Below are 6,097 nucleotides of genomic sequence, written 5' to 3'. Positions count from 1 at the left end.
CGTTGCCGCGGCTGCTGCCGGCCGCCGCCACCGCCGATGCCAGCGCGGTGGGCGCGGCGGCGCTGCCGTTGAAGGCCTGCTATTTCCGCTGAACCGGTCCCGCCGCGGCGTCGCCATGCCTGCACGCCGCCGGCGCTACCCTATGCGCCCTTTCCGCGCGCCATCGCGGTACGGCGCGTCCCATCCCCCACTCTCGGAGCTGTCACGATGAAATACCTGCACGCCATGATCCGCGTCCACGACCTGGAGAAGACCAGCACGTTCTTCACCGAAGGTCTGGGCCTGCACGAAACCCGCCGCATCGAGAACGAAGCCGGCAAGTTCACCCTGGTGTACTTCGGCGCGCCGGAGAACCCGGAGGCCGAGGTCGAGCTGACCTACAACTGGGGCTCGGACGAGGACTACGGCAGCGCCCGCAACTTCGGCCACCTGGCCTTCGAGGTCGACGACATCTACGCCCTCTGCGCGCACCTGCAGACGCTCGGCGTGACCATCAACCGTCCGCCGCGCGACGGGCGCATGGCCTTCGTGCGCAGCCCGGACCTGATCTCGATCGAGCTGCTGCAGAAGGGCGAGGCGCTGGCGCCGGCCGAGCCGTGGGTGTCGATGCCGAACACCGGCGTCTGGTAAGGGCTCAGGGCACCGTCTCGGGCAACGCCTGGCCGCAGCCCCGGCAATAGCCGGCGTTGCGGTCGTGGCCGTGCAGGCCGCAGTGCACGCAGGTGCGTCGATCCGGCGCGCGGCTGCGGTCGGCATCGCGCAGGCTGTTGGCCAGTTCCGCGGTGTAGATGCCGGTGGGCACGGCAATGATGCTGTAGCCGATCAGGATCAGCACCGAGGTGATGGCGCGGCCCAGCGGGGTGAGCGGGGCGATGTCGCCGAAGCCGACCGTGGCCATCGTCACCACCGCCCAGTACATCGCGGTGGGGATGCTGGTGAAGCCGTTGGCCGGGCCTTCGACCACGTACATCAACGCGCCGAAGATCACTACCAGGGTGATCACCGTGAACAGGAACACGAACACCTTGCGCCGGCTGCGCCACAACGCATCGACCAGCAGGCTGCTTTCCTCGACGTAGCGGGTCAGCTTGAGGATGCGGAACAGCCGCAGCACCCGCAGCACGCGCACCACCAGCAGGGTCTGCGCGCCGGGCAGCAGAAACGAGATGTAGGTGGGCAGGATCGACAACAGGTCGATCACGCCCCAGAAGCTCAGCGCATAGCGCAGCGGCCGCTGCACCGTGGCCAGGCGCAAGGCGTACTCGGCGGTGAACAGCACGGTGAAGCCCCACTCCAGCACGTACAGCGCGCCGGCGTAACGGCTGTGCAGCGCCGGCACGCTGTCGACCAGAATCACCGCGACGCTGGCCAGGATCGCCGCGACCAGCAACAGGTCGAAGTTGCGCGAAGGCGTGGTGTCGTGCCGATAGATGATGTCGAACCAGCGGCGCCGCCAGCCGTGCTCGGTCGCCGGGGCGAGCGGGGAATCGAGGAAAAATCGCATGCGCCCATGCTACCCGAGCCGCCTTGCGGTCGCGGGCGCGCGCGCCGCGGCAGGCGGCGTCCTGATCGGATGCGACGCGGCTGCTGGAGAGCCCCCTGTGGGAGGGGCTTCCGCCCCGACGCCGTCGCGCTGACGCGTCGGGACTGAAGTCCCTCCCAGATGTCGAGCAACGGCGTGGTGGGGTTGCTGCGGCACGCGTGCGGGCGGCGGCGGTGTGGCACAGCAGCCTGCCGCCCCGTCGGTCCAGGCGGCGGCCGGCAGTCCCCCGGCCGTGCGCTGCCGGCGGTCTTATAATCGGCGCTTTCCCCGCAGGACTGCCTCGATGACCGCTTCTTCCGCCGCGGAGCTGATCGCCCTCGGCCAACGCTACGCGCTGCCGATCTACCGTCCGCGCCAACTGGTGCTGGAGCGCGGCCAGGGCGCGCGGGTGTGGGACAGCGAGGGGCGCGACTACATCGACCTGTCCGCCGGCATCGCCGTGTGCGGGCTCGGCCACAACGATCCGGACCTGCAGGCGGCGCTGCTCGAACAGGCCGGCAAGTTGTGGCACACCAGCAACGTGTTCTACAGCGAGCCGCCGCTGCGCCTGGTCGAGGAACTGGTGGTGGCCTCGCGCTTCGCGGAGAAGGCGTACCTGTGCAATTCCGGCGCCGAGGCCAACGAGGCGGCGATCAAGCTGGTGCGCAAGTGGGCCACCGCCCAGGGCCGTCCGCCGCAGCGGCGGGTGATCGTCACCTTCCGCGGCAGCTTCCACGGCCGCACCCTGGCCGCGGTGACCGCCACCGCGCAGCCCAAGTACCAGGAAGGCTACGAGCCGCTGCCCGGCGGTTTCCGCTACGTCGACTTCAACGACATCGTGCAACTGGAAACGGCGATGGCCGCTGGCGACGTGGCCGCGGTGATGCTGGAGCCGGTGCAGGGCGAGGGCGGGGTGATGCCGGCGGCGCCGGGCTTCCTGGCGCAGGTGCGGGCGCTGTGCGACCACCACGGCGCGCTGCTGGTGCTGGACGAGATCCAGTGCGGCATGGGCCGCACCGGCACCCTGTTCGCGCACTGGCAGGACCAGATCACTCCCGACATCGTGACCCTGGCCAAGGCGCTGGGCGGCGGCTTCCCGATCGGCGCGCTGCTGGCCGGGCCGAAGGTCGCCGAGACCATGCAGTTCGGCGCGCACGGCACCACCTTCGGCGGCAACCCGCTGGCCGCGGCGGTGGCGCGGGTGGCGCTGCGCAAGCTGGCCTCGACGGCGATCGCCGCCAACGTGTCGCGGCAATCGGCGGCGCTGCGTGCCGGCCTGGCGGCGCTCAACGACGAGTTCGCGTTGTTCTCGCAGGTTCGCGGCCGCGGGCTGATGCTGGGTGCGGTGCTGGCGCCGGCACATGCCGGACAGGCCGGCGCCATCCTCGACTACGCCGCCGCGCATGGTTTGCTGACCCTGCAGGCGGGCCCGGACGTGCTGCGCTTCGTGCCCGCGCTCAACCTCACCGATGCCGAACTGGGCGAAGGCCTGGCGCGCTTGCGCAGCGCGCTGCGCGCCTACCTCGCCGCGCGCTGAGCCGGCGACTTAGCCCAGGCCGTGCCGCGCCAGCGCGCGGCGCAGGGCGCGCGCACCGCTGGCGGTTTCCGCGGCCATGCCGATCGCGCGGGCGCCGCGCACGTTGACGAACAGGTCGTCGATGAACAGCGCCTGCCGCGGGGCGACATCGAAGTGCGCCAGCGCGTGCCGATATACCGTTGCCTCCGGCTTGCGCCCGCCCAGGCGGCCGCTGCACAGCACGCGCCCGTGCAGCAGCGGAAACAGCGCGGGCACGATCTGCGGCATCGCCTGCGCCATCAGCGCACCGTTGTTGGTCAGCACGCCGATGGCCACGCGCTCGGCCAGTGCCACCACCTGCGCGACCACGCCAGCGTCGGCGCGGCTGGCCGCCACCCGCGCGGCGATCCACGCATCCGCGTCCACCGCGGCGCCCAGGCCCGCGCTCAATCGCTGCAGGTAGGCGGCGGTGTCGAGTTCGCCGCCGTCGTAGGCGATCTCCAATCCGGAACCGAACAGGACCTCGCGCACCTGTGCGGCCTCGCAGCGGCAGTGCGCGGCAAGCGCGGCGATGCGGTCGGCACGCGTGTAGCGCGCCAGCACGCCGTCGAAATCGAGCAGCAGCAGCGCCGGCCGCGCGCGGGTCATTGCGGGCATGAGGAGGCCTGGGTGAGTGGCGGCTGGCGTGGCGCGGGAGCAGCGAAGCTCACGCCGCTCTGCGGGGTCGCCGCCGCGTGCCGATGATGCAATGCGCCATCGCTTGTCGTTGACAAGCCATCGCGGGCCGGCGGACAGTCGGGGCACGCCGCCACGCGCGCGACCTGCCGTGGCGCAGTGTTGTCTTTCTTGCCGAGGAACCCGCCTTGAACACCAAGTTTCCATCCCTGCTGCTCGTCCTTGCCGGCCTCGCGTTCGCACCTGCCGCCTGGGCCAAGACCTGCGCGGTGACCATCACCGGCACCGACCAGATGTCCTACGACCAGACCCAGATCAAGGTCGCGGCCGATTGCACCGAGGTGGCGGTGACGCTCAAGCACAGCGGCAAGCTCGCCGCCGCGGTGATGGGCCACAACTGGGTGCTGACCAAGACCCCGGATTTCCAGGCGGTGGCCAATGCCGGCACCAGTTCCAGCCTGGCCGACAACTACCTGCCCAAGAACGATCCGCGGATCATCGCCCACACCAAGGTGATCGGCGCCGGGCAGTCGGACACGGTCAAGTTCTCCACCGCCAAGCTGAGCAAGGGTGGGGACTACACCTTCTTCTGCTCGTTCCCGGGACACTGGGCGGTGATGAAGGGCAAGTTCGTGTTCGGTTGATCCAGCGCAGCGGCGCGGCGCCGGCCATCGGCGCCGCGCGTTGTCGTCATGCCAGGGTCGTGGCACCGGCATCTCAGCCGGCGGCGACCACCGCGAACGCCTCGCGCGCCGCGGCCAGGGTGGCCTCCAGCACGTCCTGGTCGTGCGCACTGGAGACGAAGCCGGCCTCGTAGGCCGACGGCGCCAGGAACACACCGCGCTCCAGCATCGCGTGGAAGAAGCGGTTGAACGCGGCGGTGTCGCAGGCAGTGGCCTGCGCATAGGTCTCCACTTTCTCGGTGGTGAAGAACAGCCCGAACATCGCGCCGACCTGGTTGGTGGTGACCGCCACGCCGGCCGCCGCCGCAGCGGCTTCCAGGCCGGCGCACAGCTGCGCGGTGGCCGCGTCCAGGCGCTGGTGGAAGCCCGGTTCCTGGATCAGTTCCAGCATCGCCAGCCCGGCGGCCATCGCCACCGGATTGCCGCTGAGCGTGCCGGCCTGGTAGATCGGCCCGGACGGCGCCACCTGCTGCATCAGCTCGGCGCGCCCGCCATAGGCACCCACCGGCATGCCGCCACCGATGATCTTGCCGAAGGTGGTCAGGTCCGGGGTCACCCCGTAGTGCGCCTGCGCGCCGCCCAGGGCGACGCGGAACCCGGTCATCACCTCGTCGAAGATCAGCAGCGCGCCGTGCTGCGTGCACAGGTCGCGCAGGTGCTGCAGATAGCCCGGACGCGGCGGGATGCAGTTGGCGTTGCCGACGACGGGCTCGATGATGACCGCGGCGATCTCGTGGCCGATTTCCTCGAACAGCGCGGTGGCACCCTCGGCATCGTTGTAGGCCAGGGTGGCGGTGAGTTCGCTCAGGCCGGCCGGCACGCCCGGCGAGGTCGGCACGCCCAGGGTCAGCATGCCGCTGCCGGCCTTGACCAGGAACGAATCGCCGTGGCCGTGGTAGCAGCCTTCGAACTTGACGATGCGGTTGCGCCCGGTGGCGCCGCGCGCCAGCCGCACCGCCGACAGCGTGGCTTCGGTGCCGGAGTTGACCATGCGCACCATCTCGCAGGACGGCACCAGCCGGGTGATGGTCTGCGCCATCGTCACCTCGGCCGGGCACGGCGCGCCGAACGACAGCCCATCGCCGATCGCGCGCTGCACCGCCTCGCGCACCGCCGGGTGGTTATGCCCGGCGATCATCGGCCCCCACGAGCCGACGTAGTCGATGTAGCGGTTGCCGTCGACGTCGTACAGGTACGGGCCATCGGCGCGCTGCACGAAGAACGGCTCGCCGCCCACCGACTTGAAGGCGCGCACCGGCGAATTGACGCCGCCGGGAATCAGCGATTGCGCTTGGGCGAACAGGGCGTGCGAGCGGGAATGGGACATGAGCGGAAATCCTTGGCGATGCTGGCCGGGCCGACCGGCCGGGCGCGGAGCGAGGCCGTCTATTGTCGCGGCTGCCGCCGGTGTGCGCCATGTCGTCGATTCGCCGCGGTCGGCGCCGCGCCGTGGATTTGCTTCAAGCCCCTCTCCCGCCGGTAGAGGGGTTGGGGTGAGGGTCCGGCGCGGAGCGACGCGCGGTGTTTGGGTGCATGAGGCTGCGCTCGTACCCTCATCCGGCCCTTCGGGCCACCTTCTCCCGGCGGGAGAAGGGAGCGGCTAGCCCTCTCCCCCCGGGAGAGGGGTTGCGGTGAGGGTCCGGCGCGGAGCGACGCGCGATGATTGGGTGCATGAGGCTGCGCCCGTACCCTCATCCGCCC

The 6,097-nt window shown here is 70.8% G+C and carries 5 protein-coding genes and 1 pseudogene; 3 read left to right on the top strand and 3 right to left on the bottom strand.

Annotation, left to right across the window (positions count from 1 at the left end; genetic code table 11):
- The first annotated feature begins 207 nt into the window (after positions 1 to 207).
- Complete coding sequence (locus D588_RS0116325) at positions 208 to 630, top strand: VOC family protein (protein WP_017916737.1); 423 nt, start codon at positions 208 to 210, stop codon at positions 628 to 630.
- A 4-nt stretch (positions 631 to 634) separates the two neighbouring features.
- Here the strand turns inward: D588_RS0116325 and D588_RS0116320 are convergent, their stop codons facing one another.
- A complete protein-coding gene (locus tag D588_RS0116320; RefSeq protein ID WP_017916736.1) occupies positions 635 to 1,504 on the bottom strand; it encodes an ion transporter in 870 nt (289 codons plus the stop codon).
- 322 nt (positions 1,505 to 1,826) lie between these two features.
- Here D588_RS0116320 and D588_RS0116315 point away from each other — a divergent pair, with 322 nt between their 5' ends.
- Entirely contained in the window at positions 1,827 to 3,059 is a 1,233-nt protein-coding gene (locus D588_RS0116315; RefSeq protein ID WP_017916735.1) for an acetylornithine transaminase, read from the top strand.
- 9 nt (positions 3,060 to 3,068) lie between these two features.
- On the opposite strand, the pseudogene D588_RS0116310 reads toward D588_RS0116315, so the two are convergent.
- Positions 3,069 to 3,738: pseudogene (locus tag D588_RS0116310) on the bottom strand (HAD-IA family hydrolase).
- A 163-nt stretch (positions 3,739 to 3,901) separates the two neighbouring features.
- On the opposite strand from D588_RS0116310, the gene azu reads away from it, so the two are divergent.
- A complete protein-coding gene (gene azu / locus D588_RS0116305) occupies positions 3,902 to 4,357 on the top strand; it encodes an azurin (RefSeq protein ID WP_017910448.1) in 456 nt (151 codons plus the stop codon).
- A 73-nt stretch (positions 4,358 to 4,430) separates the two neighbouring features.
- On the opposite strand, the gene hemL is transcribed toward azu, so the two are convergent.
- Entirely contained in the window at positions 4,431 to 5,723 is a 1,293-nt protein-coding gene (gene hemL / locus D588_RS0116300; RefSeq protein ID WP_017916733.1) for a glutamate-1-semialdehyde 2,1-aminomutase, read from the bottom strand.
- Positions 5,724 to 6,097 lie beyond the last annotated feature (374 nt).

This window comes from Xanthomonas sp. SHU 308, assembly GCF_000364645.1.
Lineage (GTDB): Bacteria > Pseudomonadota > Gammaproteobacteria > Xanthomonadales > Xanthomonadaceae > Xanthomonas_A > Xanthomonas_A sontii.
Note: the sequence above shows the minus strand (reverse complement) of the source record. Positions and strands in the feature narration are given on the sequence as shown.